The organism is Streptomyces sp. 3N207, from assembly GCF_052246355.1.
GTDB lineage: Bacteria > Actinomycetota > Actinomycetes > Streptomycetales > Streptomycetaceae > Streptomyces.
In genome coordinates this window covers 150,317-176,384 of sequence record NZ_JBQQBV010000001.1, presented here as the reverse complement: position 1 = coordinate 176,384, position 26,068 = coordinate 150,317, and the positions used below count along the sequence as shown (strand labels likewise).

Below are 26,068 nucleotides of genomic sequence, written 5' to 3'. Positions count from 1 at the left end.
CGGTGTTATCGCTTCGGTTACTCGGCCGGGCCCTTGTCCGGGGCCACCGAGCCTTCCGTGAGCCCGTCGTACAGCCCCTGCACCAGCTGTTCGCCGAGGCTGGTGGCGAGGCGCAGGGCCTCCTCGAAGGCTGCCAGGTCGCGGAAGCGGGTGCCGTAGCGGCGCTGTTCGGCCAGAGGGAAGCGGGGGAGCTGGAGGCGGCGGACGTCCAGGCGGGTGACGGTGGAGGCGTAGCTGCTGGCCTGGCGGTTGTTGGCGGTGCCGCGGAGGAAGCCGGCCAGGAACCACGGGTCGAGCGCGGCGGGGTCGGGGCGCAGCAGCGTGAGGTTACGGCCCAGGGCGACCCCGGCGGTGGTGTCGTCGATGACGCGGGCGATGGCGCCGCCGCCGAGGACGGGGACGACCACATCGCCTTCCTGGACGAGGACCGCTTCCTCGGCGGGGGTGGCGGGTGCGGTCTCCGGGAGGGTGCCGGTGGGGCTGCTGGCGGCGATGACGTCGTAGTCGGTCAGGACGGGGAACGGGACGCCAGGGAGCGCGGTGCCAGGGCCACCGGCGCGCAGCACCAGGGCGCCGGAGCGGGCGAGTTCGCCGACGGTGGTCAGCGGCCAGCGGGCCGGGGCGGCGGTGACGGTGTCCTGGGAGGTCGGGCGAGGGGCGAGCCGGGTCGTAAGGGCGAGGGTGTCGGTCAGGCGGTCGCGCACCCGGGACAGTACGGCGGAGCCGCCGGCCGCGGCGGGCGGGGGGAGATGGCGGGCGGGGGCGAGGTCGACATCGTCGTCGAGGAGGTCGATGGCGGCCAACGAGCGCCGCACACCGGGCATTTCCTCGACGTCCCCCTCTCTGTCGAAGGCGCGCCATGCCTCGACGGCGGTGGTGTGCACAGCCTGCCAGTCGAGTTTGTCGCGACCCGGGGAGCCGGAAGAGCCGACGGCGGTCGGCGCTGCGGTGTCCACGACGAGGAGCTGGGGCGCGGGCAGTGTGCTGCCGTTGGGCTTGCGCAGCACCCATAGGTGGAGGGGGACGGCGTTGGGCGGGGCGGCGCCGGCGGGCAGCGCGATGACGGCGCGCAGGACGCCGCGGCGCAGCAGATCGGCGCGGATCCGGCGGCCGGAGCGGCGGGAGGCGGCGGCCGGCGGCATCAGCAGCACGGCGGTGCCGCCTGCGCGCAGCCGGGCCAGCGCGTGCTGGACCCAGGCCAGTTCGGATTCGGTGCGGGCCGGGAAGCCGTACTCCCAGCGGGGGTCGTAGGCCAGCTCGTCGTGGCCCCAGTTGCGTTCGTTGAACGGCGGGTGGACGAGGACGGCGTCGGCTGCCAACTCCGGGAAGGCGTCAGCGCGCAGGGTGTCGGCGCTCCGTACGCGAACGCGGGCGTCGGGGAGGCTCAGTGCGAGGCGGAGCGCGGTGAGCGCGGCGAGGTCGGGGTCGGCCTCCTGGGCGTAGAGGGCGAGGGGGGCCGCGTCCGGGCCGGTGGCGTCGGCTGACGCGGCGGACCGTTCCTGTGCGGCGGTCAGCAGGGCGCCGGCGCCGCAGGCGGGGTCGAGTACGGAGCCCAACGGGGCGTCCGCCGCAGCGAGTTCAGCCATCAGCGCTGCCGGGCCCGGCGGGGTGAGGGTGTACTGGCGGGGGTTGGCGTCCAGGTGGCGGCCCAGCAGGAAGGCGTACGCCTCGGGGGCGCCCATCAGGGTGGAGAGCTCGGCGGTGGCGCGCACCAGCGCTGCGGACGGGGCGAGCGCCTCGCGGGTCAGGTCCCGCACGGGGTGGCCGTCGCCGAGCCGGGCGGTCAGGACGGAGTCCAGTATCCCGGGCAGGACGCCGGTGAGGTGAGTGTCGTCGGAAGCGCCGCGCAGCTGGCGCCAGGCCGTGGGGCGGTCGCGGACCAGGAGCAGAACGGCGCCGGCCTGCCGCAGTGCACCCACGGCGCCGGAGGGATGGCCGACGATCTGCTGCCAGACCCGCTCGCTCAGCGGCACCTCCGCGAGCTTGCCCTGTTCGCGCAGCCAGCGCTCGATGTCGCTGAGGGAGAAGGAGGGGCTGGTCTCGGTGCCGCCGATGGGCTTGGGGAAGTCGGCGTGCCGACGGCGCCAGTTGCTGACGGCGGCACGGCCGACCCCGGCCAGCCGTGCGATACCGGCGGCGGTGACCTCGGCGGACCGGTCGGCGGGGGAACCGGACGGGCGGTCCGCCGGGTGGCCGACGGAGGGGGTGCCACTTGCCGCGCCGTCGTCGGCCACGCCGATACCGGCGGCACCGTCGTCCGTCGCGTTGTCCGTTGCTGCGTTGTCGGGCACGTGGCTGGCTCCTGTCCCGATGCGTGATCTGTGTCAGCAGCATACCCATCGCACTTCGCGGCGTCACTTCACAGCGTGAATCCTGCATGGACTGTGAACCGTGTTGACTCGGTTCACGACCTCTGCTGTGATTGCCCCTTCACATCAGCGGAACTTCGATTCAGCGCCCGGAAGGGGCCACTCCCACATGTCTCATCAGATGCAGTACCAGCCGGCGCCCCCCGTCCACGGCGCACCGGTCCGGGCCCTCAACGGCTTCGGCGTCACCGCCCTGGTCCTGGGCATCATCGGATGCCTCAGCGGCATCCCGATGTTCCTGTTCTGGCTGGCCGGGCCCCTCGGCCTGCTCGCCCTGATCTTCGGCATCGCCGGCCTGAGCCGTGTCAAGAAGGGCAGGGCCACCAACAAGGGCGTGGCGATCACCGGCACGGTCCTGGGCATCCTGTCGCTCATCCTGGCGATCATCGGCGCCGTCGTGACCCTGTGGGTGGTCAACGAGGTCAAGAAGGACGTCGATGAGCAGACGGGCTCCAGCAACAGCATCACGGACCTCGGCGCAGGTGAGGCGGCGAAGTACAACAACGGCCTGGAGGTGACCGTCTCCAAGCCGACCCCGTTCACTGTCGACCCGAACACCGTCGTCAGCGGTCACACCGCGGGCAACAAGGCGTGGAAGGTCACTGTCACGATCAAGAACACCGGTGACAAGGACTTCAAGGACCCCCTGCTGACCACCGATGCGGAGGCCGACGGCAAGAAGGCCGAAGAGGTCTCGGACGACAAGCACGGCGTGCTCAATCGCGACTGGGAGAAGAGGCTTGCCCCTGGCGAGTCGGACAGCGCGGAGATGGTCTTCGACGCGCCGCCGACCGCCAAGGAGCTCGAAATCAAGATCACCCCGGACGTGATCCTCGACGAGGCCAACTGGCAACTGCCCCTGTGACCTCCCAGCGGTGAAAAGGCTGTCGACCCGAAACCGTCCCCCGGTTCCGGGCCGACAGCCGTGTACGTACCTACGTCGTGTACACGTACCTACGTCGCGTACACGTACCTACTTCGCCGAGAACTGGGTCGGCGCCTCCGTCGGATTTGCCGCCGCCCTGCAGCCGCTCCCCCGGGCAGGAATCGAGCATCCGCGTCATCGCGTCCTTCTCCGCGCGGGTCACCCATAGCCCGTACTTCTTCTTCACCGCCATCTGCCGTGCCGACATACGTGCAGCGGTATGCCCGGTACGCGGGCAGCCAGGCGGGGGTTGGAACCCCTCCTTCCCTGCTGGCAACGCTCCCTCGTCCAATTGGTTGTGCGCTGGTTGATCCGGTCGACCGCGCCAGGCCGGGCAGCAAGCACCGCATCCTCGTCGACGGGCAGGGCATCCCACTCGCGGTGACGCCGAGTGGCGGCAACTCCCGAGGTCTGTTCGGCGACCGCAGCTACGACCACGACAAGCACCGGCGCCTGGTCCGGGCCCAGGGCGTCAAGCCGGTCATTGCCCGTCGGACGGTTCTGCACGGCTCCGGGCTGGGAACGACCTGTGTCAGAGCCCTCCAGGGGCCTGTGCCTGGTCCGCTTCCCGCCTCGACGGCAGCTGTTCGTGGACGAGGCCGGAGAGTGCCCCGACGGTGTCGGCGTCGATCCAGTCGGGGAGGTGCCGCAGCGCGACGCCCACCGCACGGGCGGTCTGCTCCGGGGACGGGTAGGGCCGTTCCTCCAGCCAGCTCTTCAACCCGACGGCCCAGTCTTCAACGTCGCAGTCCGGCCACGGCCAGGGACCTTCGCGGGTTGCGTAGGCCAGACCAATCAGCCGCTCCGCCAGGTGCTCGGCGTCGGAGGCGTTGAGCACCGACTGCCACAACCAGAGCACCACCCCACCGGCATCGAACCGGCCGGCGATCGCCAACAGCCGGAGCATGTCTCGGCGTTGGTCCGGCATCCCTCCCTGGAGGAGTGCGCACCACTCCTCCACCCGGGTCCTGCTCAGGGCGCGTCCGCACGCCGTCAGCCACGCCTCGGGCCAGATCCCGAAGCAAGTTTCGACGGGCCCCTCGTCGACCGCGCCTGCGATGCGCATCAGCAACTTCAGGATGGCACTGCGCTGCGGCGTCCGCCTGTCCTGAGCGAGCTTCACCAAGAACGGCACGGAGACAGGGGTCGCGTCGCGCACGGCGACACAGGTGTGAGACGAGTGATCGGGAACGAGTCTCTCGCGCAACTCTCCAGGGCACAGATGCTGCCCGTACCGTCCCACAGCTGCCTCAGCAACGAGGGAACCCGGTCGACTTCACCCTGGCAGTCCCAATGTTGGCTCCACTCCACGCCGCTCATGCCCATCAGCGGGGAAGAACCGTCGCCCAAGGTCAACTCGCCCCCTTTCGGACAGACGACTCTATCGCCCACCGGGCTGCGAGGCGCACGGCGGAACCGACACTCACACCGTCAACCTCGGCTTGTTCTACGTGGGTTGTCAGGTGGGCAGGCTGACGGGTCGTCCGGGGTGAGGGACCTGCGGAGGGCTCGGTGGCTCTTCACCCGGCGGATTGAGCGGGAAAACACGGCACCTGGTCGGCGAAGTGCGGGGAAGGAGACCTGCATCCACGAGCGATCTTGCGCGTCGGTGGGGGCTGCCGCCGGTGTCGGCTCCTTCTACCCTCCAAAGGGACACGGCTCTGGTCGGTATGCGGCCAGCGCTTGGGATATAGCGCTAGAACAGCGGGCCCGCCGGTGGCCCAGGGGGCGAACTCCACTGCGGCGGAGAGCCCATCCCGGTGGCGAGTCGGCGACGATGGCGGCCACGACGGACGGCAGTCACGACGGTGATAGCCACGCCTGCGGCCACGGCGGCGAAGAAAAGACCGATTGCCGCGAAAATGGCACCCACCGTGGCACCCACCCGCGGTTTGTCGCCCACTGCGAAATCCGCCTGCTTCTCTGAGGTACATGTGAGTGCGTAGTCGCCACTGCTGCCGGGCCTCACCTCAAAGACCCGCTCCCAGGTACGGGACCCGACGGTGATACGAAAGGTGCTGTCCGGCTGGGTTATCGACCCGGACCGCAGGCCCGGGATCCTGCAGTTGACCCGGCCCTTCCCGGACTGGGAGACGTAGATCGCCTTGGCCTCCCCTTCGGTGAAATGGAACTTCTGAGAGCCGCCGCTGGTGAAGCTTCGGTCGCTGTCGACCGAGTTCACTGCCCCCTTCGCCGCCACCACGATGACGGTGACACCGCTGCCGGCCAGCACAAGCGCCAGCACCGCGGCGATCACGTACCAGACACGCCGGGGCCTCACATCCTTTGCCGGGATCTTCGGCAAAGGCGGCAGCCCGCCGTATGGAGTTCCTCCAGAGGTCCCTATAGCCACAGTGCCGCATCGTACCGGCGACGGTCAGTAACGCTACGGGCGAGGCCGGAAGCGCAGCCCCTCGCACCAGGGCGGGAGTGGAATCGAGCCACAACTGTACTGACTAAGGCAGGCATTGGATCAGGGGATTGGGGCGTGCTGCCGGTGACCACTGGTCTTGTCCAGGTCCAACACGTCCGGGACATCAATGCCCTGGGCGCGCTGGGCTCCGGCGTGTTTGCCGGCGGCCGTGATCAGCGCGGGTGGCCGCCGGCCCGAACGTCCACATCCTCACCGCACCGCCCCACCGACATCACGTCCGAGCGGTCGTCGGCGCGCTGCCGGGAGTTCGCGAAACCATCGCCGACGAAGTCGGCGATGGCCCCCTTCCTGGGCAACGAACCCCCAACACGCACCGACGCGACGCACCAGCGCCGGCGGAGACCAAGCGTAGTCACGGCGTGATCCCAACTGGCTCTGCCGCCGGTCGTGCTGCCCCTGATCGCCTCCGGCCGTGATCGAACCGGAACCGTCATCTGGACGGCTGCCGCCGGTATGCCTCTGCCAGCCGCTCGGTCATCATGTGCTGGTTCCACAGCTGTCCCGGGTCGTTGGGCATTGCCGCGTCGTACAGCTCCAGGCGGGCTTCGGTGGGCACCCGCCGCAGCCTTTCGTACGCGTCGGCCGCCTCAGTCACCTTCAGCCCCAAGGCGGCGCGGGTTTCGGACGACAGACGTTTGTGGGTGTCGACACCGCTGGAGTCGACTCCGGGCAGGCCGGTCAGCCACAAAGCCGCCTCCGCGTGGTCGAGGTCGGCGGCCTTGGCGAGGTGGGCTGCTGCGTCGGGGTCGAACGGCACCGGTTCGCGTCGCTCCAACTCGTCGGCCAGCAAGCGCAGCCGCTTGACGGTGGCCCAGCCTCGGGTCACCGGCCGGATGTCTACGAAACCCTCTGGCCGGGGCACGTCGCCGCGTTGCAGAAACGCCTTGATTCTGTAGTTCCTGCCTGCTTGCGAGCGGGCCCAGTCGCCGAAGTGCATGGCGATGTCCAGCGGCAGCAGCTTGCCCTCCGCGGTGGACTGGGCCACCGGGGGTTCCTCGTCCGCGTCCTCCCCCGGGTCCAACAGGCCGCGGTGCAGTACCGGATCGGTCAGGGGTGAGGAGGCCCAGAACCGCAGCAGCGCGATCACTGCCGCGCGGTGCTCGGCAGGGGTGACGGCGCTGGCCGCGCGGATGCCGAGGCCGCCGATGCGGCCGGCGAGCTCCGTCCAGTCGTAATGACTCCCGTGGACCGCCCAGTGGGCCATGGCCGTCTCTCCGTCGATCGAGCCGGTGAAGAACGCCGAGGCCAGCTCGATCTGCCGTACTGTCCCGCCGGTTCCCTCGGTGTAGAAGCTGACCAACCCGTGCAATGCGCCGTCCAGGTCCGGCTCCGGAACCTCCAGCAGTCGTGGAGTCTGCTGGTCGAGCACTTTCAGGAGCCGGTCCCGATGCTGTATCCGGCGGTTGGTCTCCTGGAAGAACCCAATGAGCCCGTCCAGGAGCAGTTGGTGGCTGACCTCGGGCAGCAGGGAACCCAGGGCATTCCGCAGCGCCGACGTGGAGGTGGCCGTCGCCGCCAGCAGTGCCCGCACGGTGTCCTCGGAGATCTCCCGCAGCGCCTGCGAGCCGGGAAGGTCACGGGGGGTCAGGAAGTGCCAGAACGCCTTCGGCGGCATGCGCTGTGTGCCCGCGGCCATCGGGGACGAGTGGTTGACGATCCAGTCCTGGTCCATCATGTAGACCCGCCAGTGCGCCGCACCGGTTTCCGGATCGCGCGCGGTGACGTCGTAGCCGCCGTCCAGCAGCAGTCGTCGGTCCGAGCCGGGAACGTCGAGGAGCCCCCAGGGGATGGGGGGCTTGGACGACCAGCGAGCGTGCGGCAGGGAACCGGTCGTCGGGAGAGCGATGCCGTGGGCGCCGTCGATGCGGTGGTAGCGGATCTGTCCCGTCACGCGGTCGTAGGCGACCCTGAAGCCCAGGTGTTTGCCGTCGGTGCCCAGGGGCGAGGTGGCGGTACCCGCGGTGACCGGGGCCAGCGACGAATGCTCGATCAGCCAGCCCTCGTCCTCACCCAGCAGCGAAGGATCGAGGAACGCGGGCAGGCCGGGCTCGCCGAGCTGCTCGGTGGCCAGGTCGATGGGGCGCACCACCCGGGATTCTTTCTCCACGCCGGTGTACCACCAGTACGTCCGGCCGTCGTGGAACATGTGGCCCTCGGGGCCGACCCGGCGATCGCCCACGGTCAGGAGCCGGTGGCCCATGAACCGCCGGGCGCGGGGCCCGAGGAAGGTGTAGCCGGAGCGCGTCTTCTCGTCGTACCGCCACTTCCACGAGGATTCGTGCTCCGTGTGGATCTCGCCCGGCGCGCCGGACCAGTACACGCTCTGGTCCTGGTTAACGGCGTGGAAGACCTGGAACTCTCCTTCGGAGAAGAACGCCCGGACGTCGTAGTTGAATTGGTTGGCGCCCTTCGGCACCACCAGCCGGTGCTCCGCGATCCGGCCGCCGGGGCCGATCGCGATGGCCTTGCGGCGGTCGTGCACGGTCAGGATGGGCCAGCTGGCCCGGCACCAGTTGTCCTCGCCCTTCAGCTCGCCGGCGGCCTTGTCCAGGGCGTCCCAGCCCAGTTCGTCGAGAATGCCCGCGCGGAGCGTCTTGGTCAGCGGGGCCACAAAGTCGATGCCGGCGAGCCGGTCGAGGAGGTCGGGCAGTTCCGCCACCGCCCGCCGGGACAGCGTCGCGTAGAGCCAGTCGAATGCGTCGAGGGCGCTTTGGAGGGTGCCGGAAGTGGCGCAGTTCAACTGGTCGTCGATGATCCTGCGCAGGAAGGGCCGCAGTGGCTCGATCGTCCATTCCCTCTTCCAGCGTTCGTCGGACCGCTTGTCTTCGAGGAGGGAACGGACCAGCGGGTCGGCGAATCGGTCGTCGGCGGTCAGCGCCTCGAGATCGACGCGGTCGTGCTCCCACCAGTGCCCCAGTAGCAGCTTCGGATCCGGGTCCGGCACCGGGATGCCCGCTGCCAGACAGCCGCCGATGACCGCCGCGTCGATGCGGTACTCCTTCGCGGTGCCGTTGCCGAGGCGCAGCGGGCCCTCTTCCGGGCTGATCCGTACGGCCAGGCGCGGCAGCAGGTCCAGCAGCTCCTTGGGGGCCTTGGGGGGACGTCGTTCGCCGGGTCCGCGGTAGCGGCGGAGCATCGTGGTCAGCCACCGGCCGGTGTCCTCGCCGAGCTGGTCGAAGGCGCCCGCTTCGTCGAGGAAGGCGACCCACCAGGCGTCCATGTCCGAATACGGGAGATCGACCAGTTGCCACACCAGCCGCTGCTTCACCGCGTCCGACGTGGCGACGGCGGCCAGCCAGGTCTTGCGCTGCGAGGTCCAGAAGCCGTCCGAGGCCCGCCAGAGCGCGGGCGCTTCCACGAGGGCTTCCAGCACGGACCCGTGTTCGGCCGCCACATCGAGGCCGGCGGCCTTCGCCAGTTTGGTGAGCTGCTTGAGCATCTCGGGCCAGGGCGGCAGGCCGCCGAGCGTACGGCGGACGGCCAGCTCCCGCAGCTCCTGGTAGGCCCCGACGGGGTCGCCCTGGCGCTTCCCGAGGTCCGCGACGTAGGTCTTGATGTCCTTGACCGACAGTGCCCCGGCGAGGGCGAACTCCAGGAACACCGTGCGTTGCCTGGCCGGATCGACGGACGGCAGGTACTGATCGGCCTTGCGTGCCCGGCCGAACATCATCGCAGCCTGCCGGTGGCGGTCGGCGGCGATGAACGCCCGGCCGACCTGTTCCCAGTAGGCCGGAAGGTGGGAGTCCGGCAGCGTCGCGGCGATCTGTCCGTACAGGTCGAGCGCGGGTCCCGGCTTGGGCCTGGCCAGCCGCTCGGCGCGCGCCATCTCGGGCGCCGCCGCCAGGGCCGCGTCGGCGTGGGCGGGGTCGTGGAGCACGGCCCACGCCGGATAGCCGGGCTCGTGGCGGTACCCGGCCGCCACTGGTGGGCCGGCATCGGGTGCGGAGAATCCGGCGGCGGCCAGCACCCGGTCCTCGCCGGGCGCGGCGGCCTGTCCGACCAGCCGGACCATGGGGCGGGTGCCGAGCAGTGGGTGGGTGTAGCTGCGGGCGGTGACCGGCTCGCCGTCCGAGGTACCGGCGGGCGCCAGGCCCGTGTCCAGAGCGATCCGGTCACTGGTCATCGGTCGTCCTTCCTGCATGGATCAGTTCTGCCATGCGCACGCCTTCGGACCAGGCCACCGGACCGACCTCGCCCAGCGCGACGGGCCGTTCGGATGCGTCCACCCACAACAGTCGTCCGGTCTCGATGGGCAGGCCGGGATCGTCGGCCCCCAGCCAGTAGCGGGCCTGCAAACCGACGCCACCGTCGACGATCCGCAGCATCGCGAAACCACCGCGCATGACGAAGCCGTACCGGGCGGCGCGGGCGGTGGCGTGACGCAGCTCCTCGAACTCGCCCCCGGCGTAGTCGTCGAGGCTGGTGGCTTTGGGGTCGATGTCGTCCGGCCGGTGGTGGAGCTCGCGGGCGAGCTGCGGGATACCCTGCGCGGCCTCACGGTTGTCGAGCAGTTCCCGCCACTTTTCCACGTCGGACAGCAGGACCGGATGTGGCAGGGACATGGGGCCCACTGGTGGGGTGTGCGGAGTACCGTCCTGGTCCACCAAGCCAGTTCGACCCTCCTCGGTCACCTCCGTCAGCAAGCCCGTCCGCCCGTCGACGACCACCACGAGGTGCTCCAGGGCGGACCGCCAGCTCGGGTCTGGCCACACGCGGGCCAGCAGGGCGGCGGGCACCGGAACGCCGGCCAGCAGCCAGGACTCCACGGTGGACCGGCATTCCTCCTCATGCCGCACCAATCGCTCGCGCAACTCGGACAGCTTCTCGCCCATCGAGCTGCTGCGCACGGCTCTGGGGACTGACGGCAGCACCACGTGGCCGTTGGACTTACGGCATCTGAGAGTGGTTCCGTCCAGAGCCAGTTCGTGGCCATGGGTGGCGGGGAACCACACGGGGGGAGTTGACATGGTCCGCATCGTGTCAGTCCCCTGTGACAATCCTCCTGGGGGCGTGACAATCAGCCCGGGCACGCGGCATCGCGCCAGGCTTCACGGAGAGAGCTCCGTTTCGGCCGGGTGGCCACGCTGGGGCCTCGGGCTCGCTTGAGATCCCCCGCACGCACGCGTACGGGCAACGCCGCCGAGCCGCGGGGATGCGCCTCCAGGTCATCTCCGCGCTCCTTCCAGGGCTTTTCCCACTCCCAGCCGGACTGTCTCCCGCGCTGCGTACGCTCCGCCGACGAGGGTGCCGCGGGCTCGGTGCAGCGTGCCGGCCCGGCGGTTCACCAGTGAGGTCAGCAGGTCCTCGTAACGGGCGGCCACGCGCGCGGGGTCGAAGCGAGCCGACGCGGCCAGCGCGGCCTTTCCCATCCGCACGCGGAGTTGCTCGTCGTTGATGAGGCGGAGCAGCGCACCCGAAATGGCGCTCACATCGCCTGTCGGAACCAGGAGTCCGTCCTTGCCGGCACGGATGATCTCTCCCGGCCCGTGCGGGCAGTCGGTGGCCACGACGGGGAGGCCGCACCGCATCGCCTCGACAATGGTCATGCCGAAGGATTCGAGGCTCGACGTGACGGCGCAGATCGCTCCCTTCGCCCATTCGGCCTCGATGGGATGTGCCGAGCCCATCAGGAAGACGTGGTTGTACAGGCCGAGTTCGTCGATGAGATTCCTCAGCTTGTCGCGCTCGCGGCCGTGGCCGTAGATGCGCAGGCCCCAGTCGGGACGCTCGCGAACGACCTCGCCGAAGGCCCGTATCAGCACGTCGTAACGTTTGGCGGGGGCGAGCCGGCCTGCGGCGACGACCCACTTGCCGCTGCCGTCCGCGGGACTGACCTGCGGCTCGGGCACGCTGTTGGGGAGCCCCTCGACGCGTACGCCGGGCAGCCGCAGGGTGCTGCGGTAGTCGCGGGCGTCGGCTTCGGTCACGGTGGTGACCGCGTCCAGCCGCGGATAGATGCGGCGCAGCAGGAGCTTCAGCCGCGTGGAGTGCGTGGCAAGCGTGAGGTGCTCCTGCCCCAGCCGCACAGGGCCATGGCGCGTCTGCCGGGCCACATGCACGTTGAGTCCGGGCCGGGTGCCTAAGACGACGTCCGCCTCGGTGCTGCTCAGGTGCTCACCGATCCGGCGGTCCGTCAACGCGCTGTGCCGGGAGAACTGGCCGTCGGCAGCGGGGAAGACCCGTGCGGGGCGGGCGTGTTCGGGATCACTGCCGTCATAGGTCGGACTGTGCCGACGCATGTCGACCAACGACGTCAGCCGTACGCCGTTGCCCGGCTCGAAGAACGGCCTGTCCCGGTACCGGAAGACCGACACGACCTCTACCTCGTGCTGCTCGGCGAGCGCCTGCGCCAGATTGAAGGTGGTGCGGACCGTTCCGCCCATTCCGTACGCGCTGAAGATCAGAAATGAGATGTGCATAGTTCCTCAAATCCCTGATTGGTCCCGTGTTCGGCGGCTTCATCCCGGCACGCTGATTCCCCCTGGCAGGGCACTCTGAAGCGCTGAGCTGCCCGGCGCGGGGTGTCAGCTGGTGTAGGGGACGGCGTCTGCGGGGTCGGCGTGCCAGTTGGTGGTGAGGGGCTCGTCGACCAGGGTGGGCTCGGGGAGCTTGAGGGTGACGGGGTTGGTCTCGTCGCCGACGACGGCGATCGCGAGCCGGCCGGACTCCTTGCCGTCATCGTTGTTGGTGCTCTTGGGGCTGATACCGGCGTAGGCGGCGGTGGAGCCGGAGAGCTTGACGGGGTCGGTGACGCCGTGTTCGGCGGGAGATGCCTTGCCGGTACCGGATCCGAACGAAGCGGAGGGGATGGTGCCCTCCAGGTAGCAGGTGACGCCGGGCTTGGCCTTGGTGGTGACGAGGAAATAGCCGCCGGCCTGCGTCTCCTCGCTGACCGAGAAGGTCAGGTCACCGGTGGCGCAGGCCCGCTCCGCGTCGTTCTCCTGGTCGGCGCCGATCTCGCTCCCGCTGCTGCTGGGATCGGCGCTGGCGGTGGCGGCGGCAGCGGTGGTGAGGGCCGCCGCTGCGGCGGCGGCCAGAACGAGTCCGGCGAAGCGGGTGGCAAGACGTGAACGCATCGGGTTCCCCCCATTTACTGCCGTTGCGGTGGTCTGTACGTCAAGTTCGATGACGACTCCGCGTGGAAAGTTCACGACATACGGCAAGTTTCCGACGCCCGTCTACCCCGGGCGGCCACAGAGCCGGGCTGCGGGCGGTTCATGCGCTGCCCGTGCCCGGCCCGGTCCGCCGCCTCAGTCCAGGGCGCCCAGTTGCCGTAGCAGCCCGAGGTTGTCCCAGTTCCACCAGCTCTCGGCGATCTTGCCGCCCTGGCAGCGGAACGTGGCGTGCCCGGTTCCGGCGATCTCCCGGCCGGTGGGCTCCAGCCCCTGGTAGGTGCCGGTGTGCCGGCCCTGGAAGGTGATCCGGCAGGTCACCAGGTCGCCCTCGGCGATCACGCTCTCCAGCGTGAGCCGGGGGTCGACGGCGTCCATGATCTCGCCGCTCTCCCGCATGGCCTGGGCGAGGTCCAGGTCGTAGGAGGAGAGCGCGGCGTCGTGCTCCCGGTAGTTGTCGGTGCACAGTTCGTCGGCGAGGTCGAGGTTCTTGGCGTTGATGACCTCGTCGAAGAAGCGGCGGACGACGTCCTTGTTGAGCTGGACGTCCCGTACGACGTCGAGGTCCGTGAAGGTGGGCATCTCGTCGCAGGCGGCGATCAGTTCCTGGAAGATGCGGTCGGTCTCGGGGAGGTTCGAGTTCTTCATCGCCTCCTCGTAGGAGGGGAACTCCACGATCTCGACGAGATGGGTGGAGTCCGAGCGGTCCCGCCCGACGATCGAGTGCGTGGCGGTCCGCTTACCCTCGGTCGCCTCGACCCAGCTGTCCATCAGTTGGTTGAGCCGGTCGACGTTGCTTGTCTTGCAGTCGATGAACTGGACGAAGGTCATGAGTCCCTCCCGTCCTGTGAGTGACACATGTGAACAATCGTGCAATTCCAGGCTAACCCCGAACTCTCGCCCCAGTCTTCGGTCACTCCCGTCGCCGCCACGACGGGCGCCGGTCCTCCCGTGGTTCGGCGTGGGCGACGCCGCGGAGCACGTCCGTACGGCGGCGGTCGGCGGGGGCGTGACAACGTCGCCGACCGGGTCGTTGTAGAGGGCAACGACATTGCCGGTGTGGGCCGTGCCGTCGCTTCCGAACGTGCGGTGCATCCCGATCGCGACTGAGCCGCAGGGCCGGCCCTGCGACCGGCGACGGCGCCGGGAGAAATTCGTACGCCCGGGCGGCAACCTTCCGCGGACCGGCGGCAACAACAGAGCAGACAGCACTCGGTGCCGACCGGTGATCCGGTGGATGGAGATCACCGCGAACCCGCGAACCCGCGAACCCGCGAACCCGCGAACCCGCGAACCCGCGGAACGGCGGAGCCGCGGGGCAAGGCAACCGCCCGTACGGAGAAGGAAGGAAACCCCCACATGGCACGGCAGAGACGGCACGGATACCGCAGGCGCGGCATTCTCCTCTTAGCCTCTTCGGCTGCGTTCGCCGCGGTGCTCGGTTTCTCCGCGGCACCGGCGCACGCCGCCACCTGGTCCTCCTCGGACCGCTGGGGCAGCTGGCAGACGTCCGACGGTTACACCCTCTACAACAACATCTGGGGAGAGGGCGCCGGTTCACAGACCATCGAGGCGAACTCGGCGTCGGACTGGCGGGTGCACGCGGACCACCCGGCCACCGGCGGCATCAAGTCCTACCCGAACGCCAAGAAGGTCGTCGGCAAACGCATCGGTGAGCTCTCCTCGCTCGACAGCAGCTACCGGGTGAACGTCCCGGAGGCCGGTGCCTACAACACCTCGTACGACATCTGGGACAGCGATCACGACTACGAGGTCATGCTGTGGGTCAACCAGCACGGCGCGGTCGGTCCCATCGGCTCGCCGCAGGACACGGTCTCCCTTGGCGGGCACACCTGGCAGGTCTACAAGGGCGACAACGGCTCCAACCAGGTCTTCTCGTTCGTGCGCACCTCCGACTCGTCGGAGGGCACCGTCGACATCCTGCCGATCCTCCGCTGGCTGAAGGACGCCAAGGGCTGGTGGGGCGACGAGACCATCGGCGACGTCCAGTTCGGATACGAGATCACCTCGTCGCCCGGCGGCCTCGACTTCACCACCCGCCAGTTCGGCGTCACCAGCCGCTGATCCCGCGCGTATCACCCCTCCGCACCACCCCCATCACCCCCCACACCACCCCCCCGCAGAAGGAGATCCGACGATGAGAACCGCACTGCACCGACGTCGGCTGAGCCGCCGCGCCACCCTCACCGGGGCGTTCGCCTCAGTGGCGCTGACCGGGGCCGCCCTGTTCGGCACCTCGGTCACCTCGGCCGGGGCCGCCGCCGCCCCGGAGTGGCCCGACCCGCAGGGCGAGAAGCCGGTCTCCGAGACGATCCCGGTCTCCGGTGAGTACGACGGCAAGATGCAGCGCTTCTACGGCGAGGGCGACCTCGGCGGTGGCGACCAGGAGGAGGGCCAGGACCCGATCTTCAAGCTCGAGGACGGCGCGGTACTGAAGAACGTCGTGCTGGGCAAGCCCGCCGCGGACGGTGTGCACTGCATGGGCAGCTGCACCCTGGAGAACGTGTGGTGGGAGGACGTCGGCGAGGACGCGGCCTCCTTCAAGGGCGAGTCCTCCTCCGCCACCTACACGGTGACCGGCGGCGGCGCGCGCAAGGCCGACGACAAGGTCTTCCAGTTCAACGGCGCGGGCTCGCTGAAGGTTTCCGGCTTCCAGGTCTCCGACTTCGGCAAGCTGGTGCGCTCCTGCGGCAACTGCGGCACCCAGCACAAGCGTTCCATCACCGTCGAGGATGTGGACATCACGGCGCCCGGCAAATCCGTCGCCGGCGTCAACGCCAACTACGGCGACACCGCCACCCTGCGCAAGGTCCGCATCCACGGCGACTCCGACAAGAAGATCGAGCCCTGCATCCGCTACCAGGGCAACGACACCGGCGACGAGCCGGACGAGATCGGCAGCGGGCCTGACGGCAAGACCTGCCTGTACTCCGAGTCGGACATCTCGTACGACTGACCCGTACCCGGCACCCTGCACCCGGCACGACCGGGCAGCAGGACGGCGGGGCCTTGCGCAACGCGGGGCCCCGCCCCCGTCGGTCGGGGCCCGCTGCCGCTACCGACCCCTCCACTTGGGCCGAGGAGCCGCCGCCTTCCCGCCGGCCCGGATCGACCTGTCTCTCTCCTGCCCCTGCCTCAACTCTCCTTGCATGCATGCATGCCGAGCGGAAACGGAGACGCCCTAATCCTCTCCCCAAGCAGTCACGACGAAGGTCACTTTGCCCTCCTTCGGCGCGATGCGTTGTACGCGCAGCAGTTCGGCAGGCTTCCCTTGGCCGTAGGGGTGGGTGAGGCAGAACTGCTGCCCGACCTCGAGTTCGGAGAAGGGGACGGCGGCGTTGATTTCGGGTTTTTTACCGCTCTTCACCACGGCGTTGCAGCTGCGCCTGTCCTGTTGCCCGGTGACCCGGTAAGCCATATTCACACTGTCGTGGGGGTCGAGGAACTTCAGCTCCGCTTCTCCGCCCTTGCTCCCGCACGGAGCAACTGACAGGTCCGGATTGGTGTATCTCATCTCGAAACCGCCCTCGACGATCTTGGGAGACCGGCCGTCGAGTGAGGCGAAGCTGAAGGCGCAGCGGTCGGCCTTATCAGTCGGTCTGCCGCCCAACGTGAGCGAGGCATCCTTGTACCGCACCGGCTCGTCTGCGGTCGGTGAGCTGGTGGGTGGGCTTGTTTTCGGCCTGGGGGGAGGCTCCGAATCGGGCTTCTTGTCCTCGCTCGACGAGCAAGCCCCCACCAAAAGCACCGTCAAAACACCCGCCAAGGCCCCGGTTACTCTCCGCATGACCCGAGAGTTCCATGGGCCTCGACCGCCAACAATCGCACTCAGCGCCAACTTTCTGGCCTCGCCGTCCACGACGGCTTCACGCCCGTCGGACTCTCGTTCCTGCGAGGCCACCGCAGGTGAGAAGGCCCTACTGGCCGCGCTCGAAGAGCAGCCCGTAGGGCATGCGGTCGTTGTCCGTCGATATGGGGGCGAAGTCCGGGGACGTGCGCGCAGCAGTGGCCCGCAGTCGGGTGACGGCCTCCTCGGTGGACAGCGGCTCCAGCGCCAGGGCTTTCAGCAGCTGGTCCCGGTGTTCATCGAAGTCGGGGTGGTCCTCGCGCATTTGCTCCGCGAGCTCGTGCTCAGGGAAGCCTGCGCCCAGATCCCTCCAGCACGGGCAGTGGGCGATCAGCCTGATGGCCTCCACGAGATCCTCGGCCATGAGCGTGGCCTGCCCCTCGGAGTCCGCGTACAGCACAGGTCGCCGCTCGGCTCCCGGTTCGCCGCACAGGAAGTAGGTGCCGCCCGCGCCGCACCCGGCTATCGGGTACAGCGGCATACCGGTCGGCAGCCGAAGCTCCTCCACAGGATCGCGGCGTTCGATGTCGAAGTCGCCGGGCCATACCAGCAGCTCTGCGACGGCAGGGTCGTTCTCGATCCGGTGCAGGAGATCGTCCGAGGCGCTCATGTCCGCAACGTAGCAGGGGGGTCCGACAATCCACTGGGCCCGCCTGTGGCCGGACGAGGGGTTGCTGCTTCGCGCAGGCGCGATTACGGCTGCTGTGGCGCCGGGTCGCGGCCGAAGACCCAGGGCGCCAGGACGACCAGCCAGCCGTCGGGGTCCTGGAAAAGGGTGGCTCCGTGATCGGGCCAGTAGGGGTTGGCCGCGGGGACGGGGCGGTGGCCGCGGGATTCGAGATGGGCGACTGCCCGGTCGTGGGCGGCCTGGTCCGTCAGATAGAGGACCAGTTGGTTCTCGGGATGCGCGGCCGGGATGCGGGGTGGGTCGCCGTGCTGGGTGAGCTCCATGTGGACGGGGGTTCCGGGCAGACCCAGGACGATCCCGTCGTAGCCCGCGTGGTCGCGCCACTCGGCGAGGACGGGAAGGCCGAGGTCGTCGCAGTAGAAGGCGCGTACGGCCTCGAAGCGGGCGGTCGGCCGTGCGAAGCGGACCGCGCCAACGGACAGATGCTCCGGCCAGGTGTGGGGGAGGGGGCTGCTGTTCATGAGGCCACGGTGGCACGGGCGTGAGGCGCTCTCCTCGGGCACAGGGCTGAGCCGGCCTCCGTCTTTAGGGGCAGGACGGGTTTCTCCGGGCTTCCTCGGCGCGTACCTCCAAAGAAGTGTTTGATGGTAGGCGGGTGTCTGCCGCACACTCACGACATGACCTCTCCCGCCTCCCCTCCCCCCGACCGGGCCGGAAGTCCCGACCGGGCCGAAGGCACCGACCGAGCCGGAAGCACCGGCCGCGCCGCGCTCCGCGGCATCCTGCGTCGGCGCGGCTTCCGCGAGCTCGCGCTGGGCCGGGCGCTCACGTTCTTCGGCAACTCCATGGCGCCGGTCGTCCTCGCGTTCGCCGTCCTCGACCTGGGCGGCTCCGCGGTGGACGTGGGGCTCGTCGTCGGGGCCCGGTCGGTCAGCAATGTGGTGCTGCTGCTGTTCGGCGGCTTGCTGGCCGACCGGATGCCGCGGGCACTCGTACTCCAGGGCGCCGCCCTCTCCGCGGCGCTGGTGCAGAGCGGGGTCGGGCTCGCGGTGCTGCTGGACCGGGCGCCGGTCGGCGTGCTGCTGGTGCTCAGCGTGGTGCAGGGCGCCGTGGCAGCCGTCTCCATACCGGCCTCCGCAGCGCTGGTTCCGCTCACCGTGTCGCCCGGCGAGCTGCGCCCCGCCAACGCGCTCTCCCGGATGGGCATCAACACCGGGATGATTGCGGGCACTTCGCTGGGCGGGCTGCTGGCCGCCGTCGCGGGGCCGGGCTGGGGGATGGTGCTCAACGGAGTGGCGTTCCTGGGCGCCGCGTTCGCCTACCGGCTCGCGGGGCGTGAACTCGTACGCCGCGAGCCCGCACGCCGCGACGCCGGTGCAGCGCAGACGGCCGCCCCCGCCGAGCCGGTGCGCCCCTGGCGGGAACTGCGCGAGGGCTGGACGGAGTTCGTGTCCCGCACCTGGGTGTGGGTGGTGGTGCTCCAGTTCTTCGTGGTGAACGCCGTCTCGGCAGGCGGCATTCAGGTGCTGGGGCCGACGGTCGCCGACGCGACGTTCGGCCGTACCGCCTGGGGCTTCGTCCTGGGTACGCAGATGGCCGGGGCGCTGGTCGGCGGGCTGCTGGTGGCACGGTCGCGTTCGCGGCACGCGCTGCGGATCGGTGTCGCCGTCGTGGCACTGGACGCGCTGCCGCTGCTCGCCCTCGCACAGTCGGCCGATGTGGCGCTCCTGCTGGCGGCGATGTTTGTGAACGGCATCGCCCTTGAGCAGTTCAGCGTCGCCTGGGACCTCTCGCTCCAGGAGAACGTCCCGCAGGAGAAGTTGGCCCGCGTCTACTCCTACGACGCGCTCGGCTCCACCCTCGCCCTCCCGCTGGGCGAAATGGCTGCCGGGCCACTGGCGGAACGCTTCGGGGTGCGTACGACGCTGCTGTGCGGCGTCGCGCTCGTCGCGCTGGTGACGGTGGGTTCCCTGTGCAGCAGGAAGGTGCGAGGGCTGACTACGGGCGAGCCGGTGCCGGACCGGGGAGCTGCGGAAGGCGCGGGGGTGTGAGGCAGACTGGCCGGGTGTCCGAACCCCGCTCCACCGGCTCGTCCGGCCGCTCGCCCGACTCCGCTGCCTCCGGTTCCGGGTCCGGTTCCGGTTCCGGGTCAGGTCCCGATGCCGCCCGCGCCGGGGTTTCCGGCACCGGCGACCCGGACCCCCGTGCTTCCGCCGCCTCCATGGCGGATCTGCGGGTGCTGGCCCATCCGCTGCGGCTGCAGTTGCTCTCCTTGCTGACCGGGCAGGCGTACAGCGCGGCGGAGGCGGCGCGGGTGCTCGGCCAGTCCCAGGCCAACGTCAGCTATCACCTGCGCAGACTGCACTCGGCCGGGCTCGTCGAAGCCGCCGGCGAGGTCGCCGTACGCGGCGGGACGGCCAAGCGGTACCGGCACGATCCTGACAGCGGCGAACTCCTGGGACGAGGCGTCCCGCAGGGCGTCGACTCGTACCTCGCCCTGGCGGGTGCGCTGGGCGAGGAACTGCGACGGCGTACGGCGCAGCGGGACACCGCGGTACAGGGCGCGATGACGGATGCCGAGGTATGGCTGGAGCCCGAGGTGTGGACGCGGGTGTGCGAGCACTCCAGGGAGTTGGGCGAAGACCTGCACCGGCACGCACTCCCGCCGGGCACGGAGGGTGCCGTGCGGGTCAGCGCGACCATGGTGCTGTTCGCGATGCGGGCCGGGGAGGGCTAGAGCGGCCCGGCCCGGCCCGGCCCGGCCCGGCCCGGCCCGGCCCGGCCCGGCCCGGCCCGGCCCGGCCCGGCCCGTGCCGCGCGGCGCGGCCGTTGTCAGTGGTGGGCTCCATACTCTGAGGCGTGTCGGCGCTGTCGCTCCCGCGCGGTCGGGGGGCTCGCGGGGGCGGCGGTTCGCACTGTTCACGGGCAACACCTACCGGCTGGAGGCCAGCGATGTCTCGCGTACGCGTCCACAACTTCGCCGTCTCGATCGACGGATTCGCCACCGGTGAGGGGCAGAGCGCGGAGGCTCCGTTCGGGCACGCGGGTGAGCGGCTGCACGAGTGGTTCATCCAGACCCGTACCTTCCGCCAGATGCAGGGCGCGCGCGGTGGCAGCACCGGAGTGGACGACGCCGTCGCCGGTACGACGGAGGTGGGCATCGGCGCCGAGATCATGGGGCGGCACAAGTTCGGCCCGCAGCGCGGCCCCTGGGAGGACCACACCTGGCAGGGCTGGTGGGGCGACAATCCGCCCTTCCATACGCCGGTTTTCGTGCTGACGCACCACCCCAGACCGTCGATCGAGATGGCGGGCGGCACCACGTTCCACTTCCTCGACGCCACGCCGCAGGAGGCGTTGCGGCAGGCGCGGGAGGCGGCGGACGGGCTGGACGTGCGGATCGGCGGCGGGCCGACCACGGTCCGCGCCTTCCTGGAAGCCGATCTGATCGACCATCTGCACGTGGCCGTCGTGCCGGTCCTGCTGGGGCGCGGCGTCCGGCTGTGGGGCGGGCTGGAAGGGCTGGAGGAGCGGTTCGCCATCGAATCCGTGAGCACGCCGTCGGGGGTGACACATCTGACTTTCACCCGCTCCTGAAGGTCCGGGGCACCCGCCCCTTGAAGCCCGGGCGCATCAACACATCAAGGCTTGACGGAAGTCAGGAGCCCGGCTCTCCCGGGTCCGCGCTGAGGAAGTCGGCCACCAGTTCCGGCGGGTTGGCGGCCCGGGTGAGGACGAACATCTCGTCCGGGGCGAACATGTCGTAGAGGACCACGGGCACCGGCCGTCCCAGGGCGCGTACGAGGTCGCCGTCGGCATGGAGTTGCCGCGCCAGGTCGACGCAGAGCTCGTGGAACCGCGCATCGAGGAGCTCCGCCCGCTCGTCCTGGATGTCTTCGGGGTCCTCGTCCTCGTACCACAGGCCGTCCGCGCGTGCCTCCTGACCATGCAACTCGGCGCCGCGTGGGTCATGTTCCTCGTCGTGTCCGACGATGCGGACGCCCTCCAGCCCCGAGGGCGGGAAGTAGGCATAGTTCCAGCGGGCCTCCCACGGCTCCGGCGGACTCGGCTCCGCGAGCAGCCGGGCCACCTCGTCCTCCGTGTTGTAGCCGAGGGCCAGATAGGGGAACCGAGAGTCCTGGTCCACGCTGTCGATCCGGAACGTGACGGTGTAGAGGCCGGATTCCGGTCCGCCGGGGAACTCCGCCAGGGCGCTCGCCGTCATCTGCCTCATGTGCTGCCGGAACGTCATCGAGCGCTCTCCCCGGGGCCGTGGTGGCTGTGTCATCGGTGATGTTGATGTGGCCCAAGTGGCCTGTGACGCGGAACTCTAGCGGGCGGCCCACGCTGCGCCCCGCGCCTTCCGTATCGCGGTCCTTCCGCCCCGCGCCCGCCCGCCCCGCGCGCTCCTCGCACCCTGAACGCCCCGTCGAGCGCGGGCGGACAAGCGGGATGTGTGGGGTCTGAGCAGGCGCTCATCACATCGGGTGAAACTTTGGCCGATCGTTGCGGTCAACAACCCTCTGTTGCCAAGCTGTTGCTGACCGTCAGCACCACTCAGCACCAGTCGGCTTCACTCAGCAGCTGGCAGAAACGGGGAGGGCCCACGTGCCATTCGGTGAGCAGCCCGCGTATCTGCGTGTGGCCTCGGACCTCCGCAAGAAGATCGCGGACGGCTCCCTGCCGCCGCACGCCCGCCTCCCCTCGCAGGCCCGTATCCGCGAGGAGTACGGAGTCTCCGACACGGTCGCCCTGGAGGCGCGCAAGGTGCTGATGGCGGAGGGGCTGGTCGAGGGGCGCTCCGGTTCCGGCACGTACGTACGCGAGCTGCCGGCCGCCCGCCGGGTCTCGCGCACGGGTTACCGCTCGCTCGGCGAAGTCACCCCTTTCCGTCAGGAGCAGTCCGACGAACGGGTGCAGGGCACCTGGGAGTCGCAGAGCGAGCAGCAGGACGCTTCAGCGGACATCGCCGAGCGGCTGTTCATCGAGCAGGGGGACCGGGTGATGCGGACCCGCTACGTCTTCCACGTCGACGGCGCTCCGGTGATGCTTTCCACCTCCTGGGAGCCGCTGGCGGTGACGGGGCGGACGCCGGTGATGCTCCCGGAGGAGGGCCCGCTGGGTGGCCGCGGGGTGGTGGAGCGGATGGCCGCGATCGACCTGGTGGTGGACAACGTCGCCGAGGAGGTCGGCTCCCGCCCCGGTCGCGCCGAGGAGATGACGGCGCTGGGCGGCGTCCCGGGCCATGCGGTGCTGGTCATCGCGCGTACGTACTTCGCGGGCAAGCGGCCGGTGGAGACGGCGGACGTGGTGGTGCCCGCCGACCGCTTCAAGCTGGCGTACCACCTTCCGGTGAAGTAGCCGACCGGCCTTTCGGTGACGTGGTCGACCGGCGGAGAACCGATGACCCGGTCCGCGCCCGAGTGGTTCCGCGGCTCCGCGCGAGCGCCGGCTCACTCGGCGGGCCGGACTGGCGGGTCGGCAAGGGGCGAACACCTGGCCGAAAAAATTGGCCCCATGTGCAAAGCCGAATGCGGTGAGTGAAGGCCGGGCGTAAGCTCCGGCATATGCGAAGTGCGAGCGGCGACAGTGACGCGGTGCTGCCCTGGCAGCTCATCCGCCAGGACTGCCACGGCAACCGCTACCGCGTCGGCAGTTATGCCACCCGGGCCGAGGCGCAGCGTCTCGCCGAACGGCTGAGCGAACAGGGCGAGGGCTACATGGTGGAGCACCGCGACCGTCTTGCAGCGCACGGGGAGCGCGTGGACGACGGCCGCACCTGAAACCACCCGGCTGCCGCCGGGTTCTTCCCTCCCCGCTGGTCGTCCTGTCCCGGGCCCCTCTTGTCTCGTCCTGCCTCCGGTCTCCTCTTTCTTGTTGCGGCGTTCTGTTTTCCGGTCGCCTGCCCGGTCACCCGCCCCCAGCAGGGGCGACGCTCCGCGTGCGCGCGATCGCGCTCCGTGTCGGGTATATGGATAATTGGTCCATCTTGGACGTATCCAGATCCCGACCAGGGGCGTGGGCCGTGTGAGCACCGAACCCGCCGACGAGGCGACCTCGCTCCTGGACACCCTCCGCGTCGGGATCGTCATGCTGGACGGCCAGGGCACCATCCTGATGTGGAGCCCGACGACCGAGGAGATCCTGGGCTGGTCCGCCGAAGAAACCGTCGGGCGCCCGATCGAGGAGTTCCTGGAGGGTGACCACGCCGAGCGCCGCGCCCGCCGTAGCAGCCTCGGCCGTGCCGGGAGCTGGCGCGGCATCCTGCACACCCGACACCGGTCGGGACACGTCGTCGAGGTCGAGGGGCGCGGCTCGCTGCTGCGGGACGCCGACCAGCGTCCGTTCGTCCTGGCGAACATCATGGAGACCAGCCGGCTCCGCGCCGTCGAACACGATCTGGCGGCGCTGGACGCGCTGTTCGCTTCCTCGCCGCTGGGGATTGCGGTCTTCGACACCGAGAAGCGCTTCGTCCGCTTCAACGACGCCCTCCTACGGCTGAACGGCGCCACCCGCACCGACCTCCTCGGCCGCACAGTCGCCGAACTGCTCCCCGCCGAGATGGCCGAGGAGGTGATGCAGATCCAGTCCCGCGTACTGGAGACCGGTCGCTCCGTCGTGGACCTGGTGACCACCACACCGGACGGCCGGAGTGCGCGCTCCGTCTCGTACTCCCGGATCACGGACCGCAGCGGCAAGGTGCTCGGCGTCAGCTGCACCGTCATGGACATCACCGAGCGGCTGGAGGCGCTCAACAAGGCGGAGGTGGCCCGGCAACGGCTCGCGCTGCTGGACCAGGTCGGGGTGGCACTGGGTGATCTGCTCGATGTCCGCGCCATCTCGCAGGCGCTCGCCGATGTGCTGGTACCGAGGTTCGCCGACTACGCGGGGGTCATGCTGCGGCGCGAGGTCGCCATCGGGGGCCATCTGCCCGAGCCCGTCATTCCGGTCGGGACACCGCTGAATCTGTACGGGTTCGCCGCCCGGGAGGCCGGTGAGCGGGTGGAGCGGCTGCTGCGGCTCGGCGGCGAGATCATCTATGAGCGTGAATCGCTGCTCGGCAGGGCGCTGGACACCGGGGCACCCCAAGTCGCCACCACTCCCGAGGAGATCCTGCGCGCGACCCGGCCGGGCGATCCCAAGGTCGAGGCCACGTTCGAGCTGGGGGTGCACTCGTTGATGGCCGTGCCGCTGCGGGCACGCGGCACCGTGCTCGGTCTGCTGCTGGTGAGCCGGGCACGCGGGGACGAGCCGTATGTGGCCGAGGACCGGGCGCTCGCCATGGAACTGGCCGACCGCGCCGGGACTTTCCTCGACAACGCCAGGCTGTACGCGCGGGAGCGCGAGGGCGCGCTGATGCTCCAGCGCAGTCTGCTGCCGCAGCACATCCCCGAGCCGACCGGGGTCAGCATCGCCTACCGCTACGTTCCGGGCAGCAGCGGCACGGAAGTCGGCGGCGACTGGTTCGACGTCATCGCGCTGCCGGGCGGCCGGGTCGCCTTCGTGGTCGGCGATGTGATGGGCCACGGGCTGCACTCGGCGGTCACCATGGGACGGCTGCGTACCGCGGTCCGAACCCTGGCGGGACTCGATCTGCCGCCGGACGAACTGCTCGCCCGCGTCAGCACCGTCGGCGACGACTTGTCCCATGGGCCCGACGATCCGCTGATGGCGACCTGCCTGTACGCCGTCTACGAGCCGGCGCCCACCTCGGCGGGCAGGCGGTGCGGGGTGCTCACCATGGCCAGCGCCGGGCATGTGCCACCGCTGCTCGTCACGCACGAGGACGGCGGCGGATGCCGGGTCCGGCCCGTCGAGATCCCCTCGGGCACCCCGCTGGGCGTCGTCGGGGCAGCGCAGGGCGATACGTACCAGCTGGCCGAGGTGGAGATCGAGCAGGGCAGCGTACTCGTCCTCTACACCGACGGGCTCGTGGAGAGCAGGGGGGAGGACATCACCGAGGGCATCGACCGGGTCTGCGCGCTGCTCGCAGGTCCGGACCGCCACCGGGCGGCGCCGGAAGAGGGGTTCACCTGGAACGGCGCGGGAGGGTACGTCTCGTCCGGCCCCGTCGAGGAGACCGGGTGCGGGGGCATCGAGGACGCCTGCGACGTTCTCATCGACTCGCTGCGCCGGCACGGCAGCAGCGTCAACGGCCACCTCAGCACCGGCGACGACGTGGCGCTGCTGATGGCCCGGCTCGGCGGGCTGCCGGGGCACACCGCCGCCTCCTGGTCGTTCACCACCGGGAGCTATGCCGTGCGCCGGGCTCGGGAGGCCGTTCGCAAGACGCTGCGCGAGTGGGGGCTCAGGGAACTGGAGGACACCGGTGTGCTGCTGGTGAGCGAACTGGTCACCAACGCACTGCGGTACGCGCACGGTCCCATCGGGGTGCGGATGGTACGCGACACCGGCCGGGACCCCGCGGGGCCCGGCGGGGTGCTGATCGTGGAGGTGTCGGACCCGCTGACGGATCCGCCGCGCGAACGCGTCGTCACCGAGGAGCAGGAAGGCGGCCGGGGAATTCAGATGGTGGCGAGCGAGGCCCGCCGCTGGGGTACCCGGCACGGTCCGGAGGGCAAGACGGTCTGGTTCGAACTGCCTCTGCCCTGAGCGGATATGAAGCAAGCCTCAAGTACATCTGAAGCGGATGTCGACCGAGGGGCTTCGGTGGCGTGGGGTGGCGTGATATGAGCAAGTGGACCGGTCCGGGGCCGGTGCACGCTCGTGGG

General features: G+C 70.1%; 23 protein-coding genes and 2 pseudogenes. 11 read left to right on the top strand and 14 right to left on the bottom strand.

The window, feature by feature from the left end; genetic code table 11:
• Window positions 1–17: 17 nt before the first annotated feature.
• Entirely contained in the window at window positions 18–2,129 is a 2,112-nt protein-coding gene (locus tag ACTWP9_RS00795; RefSeq protein WP_443244367.1) for an N-6 DNA methylase, read from the bottom strand.
• Window positions 2,130–2,478: 349 nt separating this feature from the next.
• On the opposite strand from ACTWP9_RS00795, the gene ACTWP9_RS00790 reads away from it, so the two are divergent.
• Entirely contained in the window at window positions 2,479–3,234 is a 756-nt protein-coding gene (locus tag ACTWP9_RS00790) for a DUF4190 domain-containing protein (RefSeq protein WP_443243946.1), read from the top strand.
• Between the two features lie 70 nt (window positions 3,235–3,304).
• Here the strand turns inward: ACTWP9_RS00790 and ACTWP9_RS00785 are convergent, their stop codons facing one another.
• Window positions 3,305–3,502: a hypothetical protein gene (locus tag ACTWP9_RS00785; protein WP_443243945.1), complete on the bottom strand. Its 198-nt coding sequence runs from the start codon at window positions 3,500–3,502 to the stop codon at window positions 3,305–3,307.
• A 104-nt stretch (window positions 3,503–3,606) separates the two neighbouring features.
• Between ACTWP9_RS00785 and ACTWP9_RS00780 the strand changes: the two are divergent.
• Both ACTWP9_RS00780 and ACTWP9_RS00775 read left to right on the top strand, forming a co-directional pair.
• Window positions 3,607–3,696 (top strand): annotated as a pseudogene (locus ACTWP9_RS00780) (IS5/IS1182 family transposase); the annotation flags it as partial.
• 3 nt (window positions 3,697–3,699) lie between these two features.
• Window positions 3,700–3,816: pseudogene (locus ACTWP9_RS00775) on the top strand (IS5/IS1182 family transposase); the annotation flags it as partial.
• A 10-nt stretch (window positions 3,817–3,826) separates the two neighbouring features.
• On the opposite strand, the gene ACTWP9_RS00770 reads toward ACTWP9_RS00775, so the two are convergent.
• From ACTWP9_RS00770 to ACTWP9_RS00735, 8 genes are all read right to left on the bottom strand, one after another.
• On the bottom strand, window positions 3,827–4,453 hold the full coding sequence (locus ACTWP9_RS00770; protein ID WP_443244402.1) for a hypothetical protein: 627 nt from the start codon (window positions 4,451–4,453) through the stop codon (window positions 3,827–3,829).
• Between the two features lie 537 nt (window positions 4,454–4,990).
• The gene (locus ACTWP9_RS00765; protein ID WP_443243944.1) at window positions 4,991–5,551 is read right to left on the bottom strand and encodes a serine/arginine repetitive matrix protein 2; all 561 of its coding nucleotides are present in this window, start codon (window positions 5,549–5,551) and stop codon (window positions 4,991–4,993) included.
• A 329-nt stretch (window positions 5,552–5,880) separates the two neighbouring features.
• Entirely contained in the window at window positions 5,881–6,024 is a 144-nt protein-coding gene (locus ACTWP9_RS00760) for a hypothetical protein (RefSeq protein ID WP_443243943.1), read from the bottom strand.
• Between the two features lie 134 nt (window positions 6,025–6,158).
• Window positions 6,159–9,851, bottom strand: coding sequence for a hypothetical protein (locus ACTWP9_RS00755; RefSeq protein ID WP_443243942.1), 3,693 nt, complete (start codon window positions 9,849–9,851; stop codon window positions 6,159–6,161).
• Window positions 9,841–10,695 carry a DUF4132 domain-containing protein gene (locus tag ACTWP9_RS00750; protein ID WP_443243941.1) on the bottom strand — a complete coding sequence of 285 codons (855 nt, stop codon included), beginning with the start codon at window positions 10,693–10,695 and terminating at the stop codon, window positions 9,841–9,843. The genes ACTWP9_RS00755 and ACTWP9_RS00750 overlap by 11 nt, the downstream gene beginning before the upstream one ends.
• Before the next feature lie 198 nt (window positions 10,696–10,893).
• A complete protein-coding gene (locus ACTWP9_RS00745) occupies window positions 10,894–12,147 on the bottom strand; it encodes a glycosyltransferase family 4 protein (protein WP_443243940.1) in 1,254 nt (417 codons plus the stop codon).
• 105 nt (window positions 12,148–12,252) lie between these two features.
• The gene (locus tag ACTWP9_RS00740; protein WP_443243939.1) at window positions 12,253–12,804 is read right to left on the bottom strand and encodes a DUF4232 domain-containing protein; all 552 of its coding nucleotides are present in this window, start codon (window positions 12,802–12,804) and stop codon (window positions 12,253–12,255) included.
• 174 nt (window positions 12,805–12,978) lie between these two features.
• Window positions 12,979–13,671 carry an ester cyclase gene (locus tag ACTWP9_RS00735; protein WP_443243938.1) on the bottom strand — a complete coding sequence of 231 codons (693 nt, stop codon included), beginning with the start codon at window positions 13,669–13,671 and terminating at the stop codon, window positions 12,979–12,981.
• Between the two features lie 528 nt (window positions 13,672–14,199).
• Between ACTWP9_RS00735 and ACTWP9_RS00730 the strand changes: the two genes are divergently transcribed.
• Both ACTWP9_RS00730 and ACTWP9_RS00725 read left to right on the top strand, forming a co-directional pair.
• Window positions 14,200–14,925, top strand: a complete 726-nt coding sequence (locus tag ACTWP9_RS00730) for a GH12 family glycosyl hydrolase domain-containing protein (RefSeq protein ID WP_443243937.1) — start codon at window positions 14,200–14,202, stop codon at window positions 14,923–14,925.
• Between the two features lie 73 nt (window positions 14,926–14,998).
• On the top strand, window positions 14,999–15,817 hold the full coding sequence (locus ACTWP9_RS00725; RefSeq protein ID WP_443243936.1) for a pectate lyase: 819 nt from the start codon (window positions 14,999–15,001) through the stop codon (window positions 15,815–15,817).
• A gap of 225 nt (window positions 15,818–16,042) precedes the next feature.
• On the opposite strand, the gene ACTWP9_RS00720 is transcribed toward ACTWP9_RS00725, so the two are convergent.
• The 3 genes from ACTWP9_RS00720 to ACTWP9_RS00710 form a co-directional block, all read right to left on the bottom strand.
• Window positions 16,043–16,498, bottom strand: coding sequence for a hypothetical protein (locus ACTWP9_RS00720; protein WP_443243935.1), 456 nt, complete (start codon window positions 16,496–16,498; stop codon window positions 16,043–16,045).
• 280 nt (window positions 16,499–16,778) lie between these two features.
• The gene (locus ACTWP9_RS00715; RefSeq protein ID WP_443243934.1) at window positions 16,779–17,318 is read right to left on the bottom strand and encodes a hypothetical protein; all 540 of its coding nucleotides are present in this window, start codon (window positions 17,316–17,318) and stop codon (window positions 16,779–16,781) included.
• Between the two features lie 83 nt (window positions 17,319–17,401).
• Window positions 17,402–17,857, bottom strand: a complete 456-nt coding sequence (locus tag ACTWP9_RS00710; RefSeq protein WP_443243933.1) for a VOC family protein — start codon at window positions 17,855–17,857, stop codon at window positions 17,402–17,404.
• Window positions 17,858–18,013: 156 nt separating this feature from the next.
• On the opposite strand from ACTWP9_RS00710, the gene ACTWP9_RS00705 reads away from it, so the two are divergent.
• From ACTWP9_RS00705 to ACTWP9_RS00695, 3 genes are all read left to right on the top strand, one after another.
• On the top strand, window positions 18,014–19,387 hold the full coding sequence (locus ACTWP9_RS00705) for an MFS transporter (protein ID WP_443243932.1): 1,374 nt from the start codon (window positions 18,014–18,016) through the stop codon (window positions 19,385–19,387).
• 14 nt (window positions 19,388–19,401) lie between these two features.
• Entirely contained in the window at window positions 19,402–20,073 is a 672-nt protein-coding gene (locus ACTWP9_RS00700; RefSeq protein WP_443243931.1) for a helix-turn-helix domain-containing protein, read from the top strand.
• A 215-nt stretch (window positions 20,074–20,288) separates the two neighbouring features.
• A complete protein-coding gene (locus ACTWP9_RS00695; RefSeq protein WP_443243930.1) occupies window positions 20,289–20,933 on the top strand; it encodes a dihydrofolate reductase family protein in 645 nt (214 codons plus the stop codon).
• Between the two features lie 61 nt (window positions 20,934–20,994).
• Here ACTWP9_RS00695 and ACTWP9_RS00690 read toward each other — a convergent pair whose 3' ends face one another.
• Window positions 20,995–21,588, bottom strand: a complete 594-nt coding sequence (locus ACTWP9_RS00690) for a hypothetical protein (protein ID WP_443243929.1) — start codon at window positions 21,586–21,588, stop codon at window positions 20,995–20,997.
• Between the two features lie 356 nt (window positions 21,589–21,944).
• On the opposite strand from ACTWP9_RS00690, the gene ACTWP9_RS00685 reads away from it, so the two are divergent.
• The 3 genes from ACTWP9_RS00685 to ACTWP9_RS00675 all read left to right on the top strand — a co-directional run bounded on the left by ACTWP9_RS00685 (window position 21,945) and on the right by ACTWP9_RS00675 (window position 25,949).
• Entirely contained in the window at window positions 21,945–22,697 is a 753-nt protein-coding gene (locus tag ACTWP9_RS00685; protein ID WP_443243928.1) for a GntR family transcriptional regulator, read from the top strand.
• A 206-nt stretch (window positions 22,698–22,903) separates the two neighbouring features.
• Complete coding sequence (locus ACTWP9_RS00680) at window positions 22,904–23,119, top strand: SPOR domain-containing protein (RefSeq protein ID WP_443243927.1); 216 nt, start codon at window positions 22,904–22,906, stop codon at window positions 23,117–23,119.
• Between the two features lie 244 nt (window positions 23,120–23,363).
• Window positions 23,364–25,949 (top strand): SpoIIE family protein phosphatase, encoded by a 2,586-nt coding sequence (locus ACTWP9_RS00675; RefSeq protein ID WP_443243926.1) that lies wholly within the window; start codon window positions 23,364–23,366, stop codon window positions 25,947–25,949.
• Window positions 25,950–26,068: the final 119 nt, after the last annotated feature.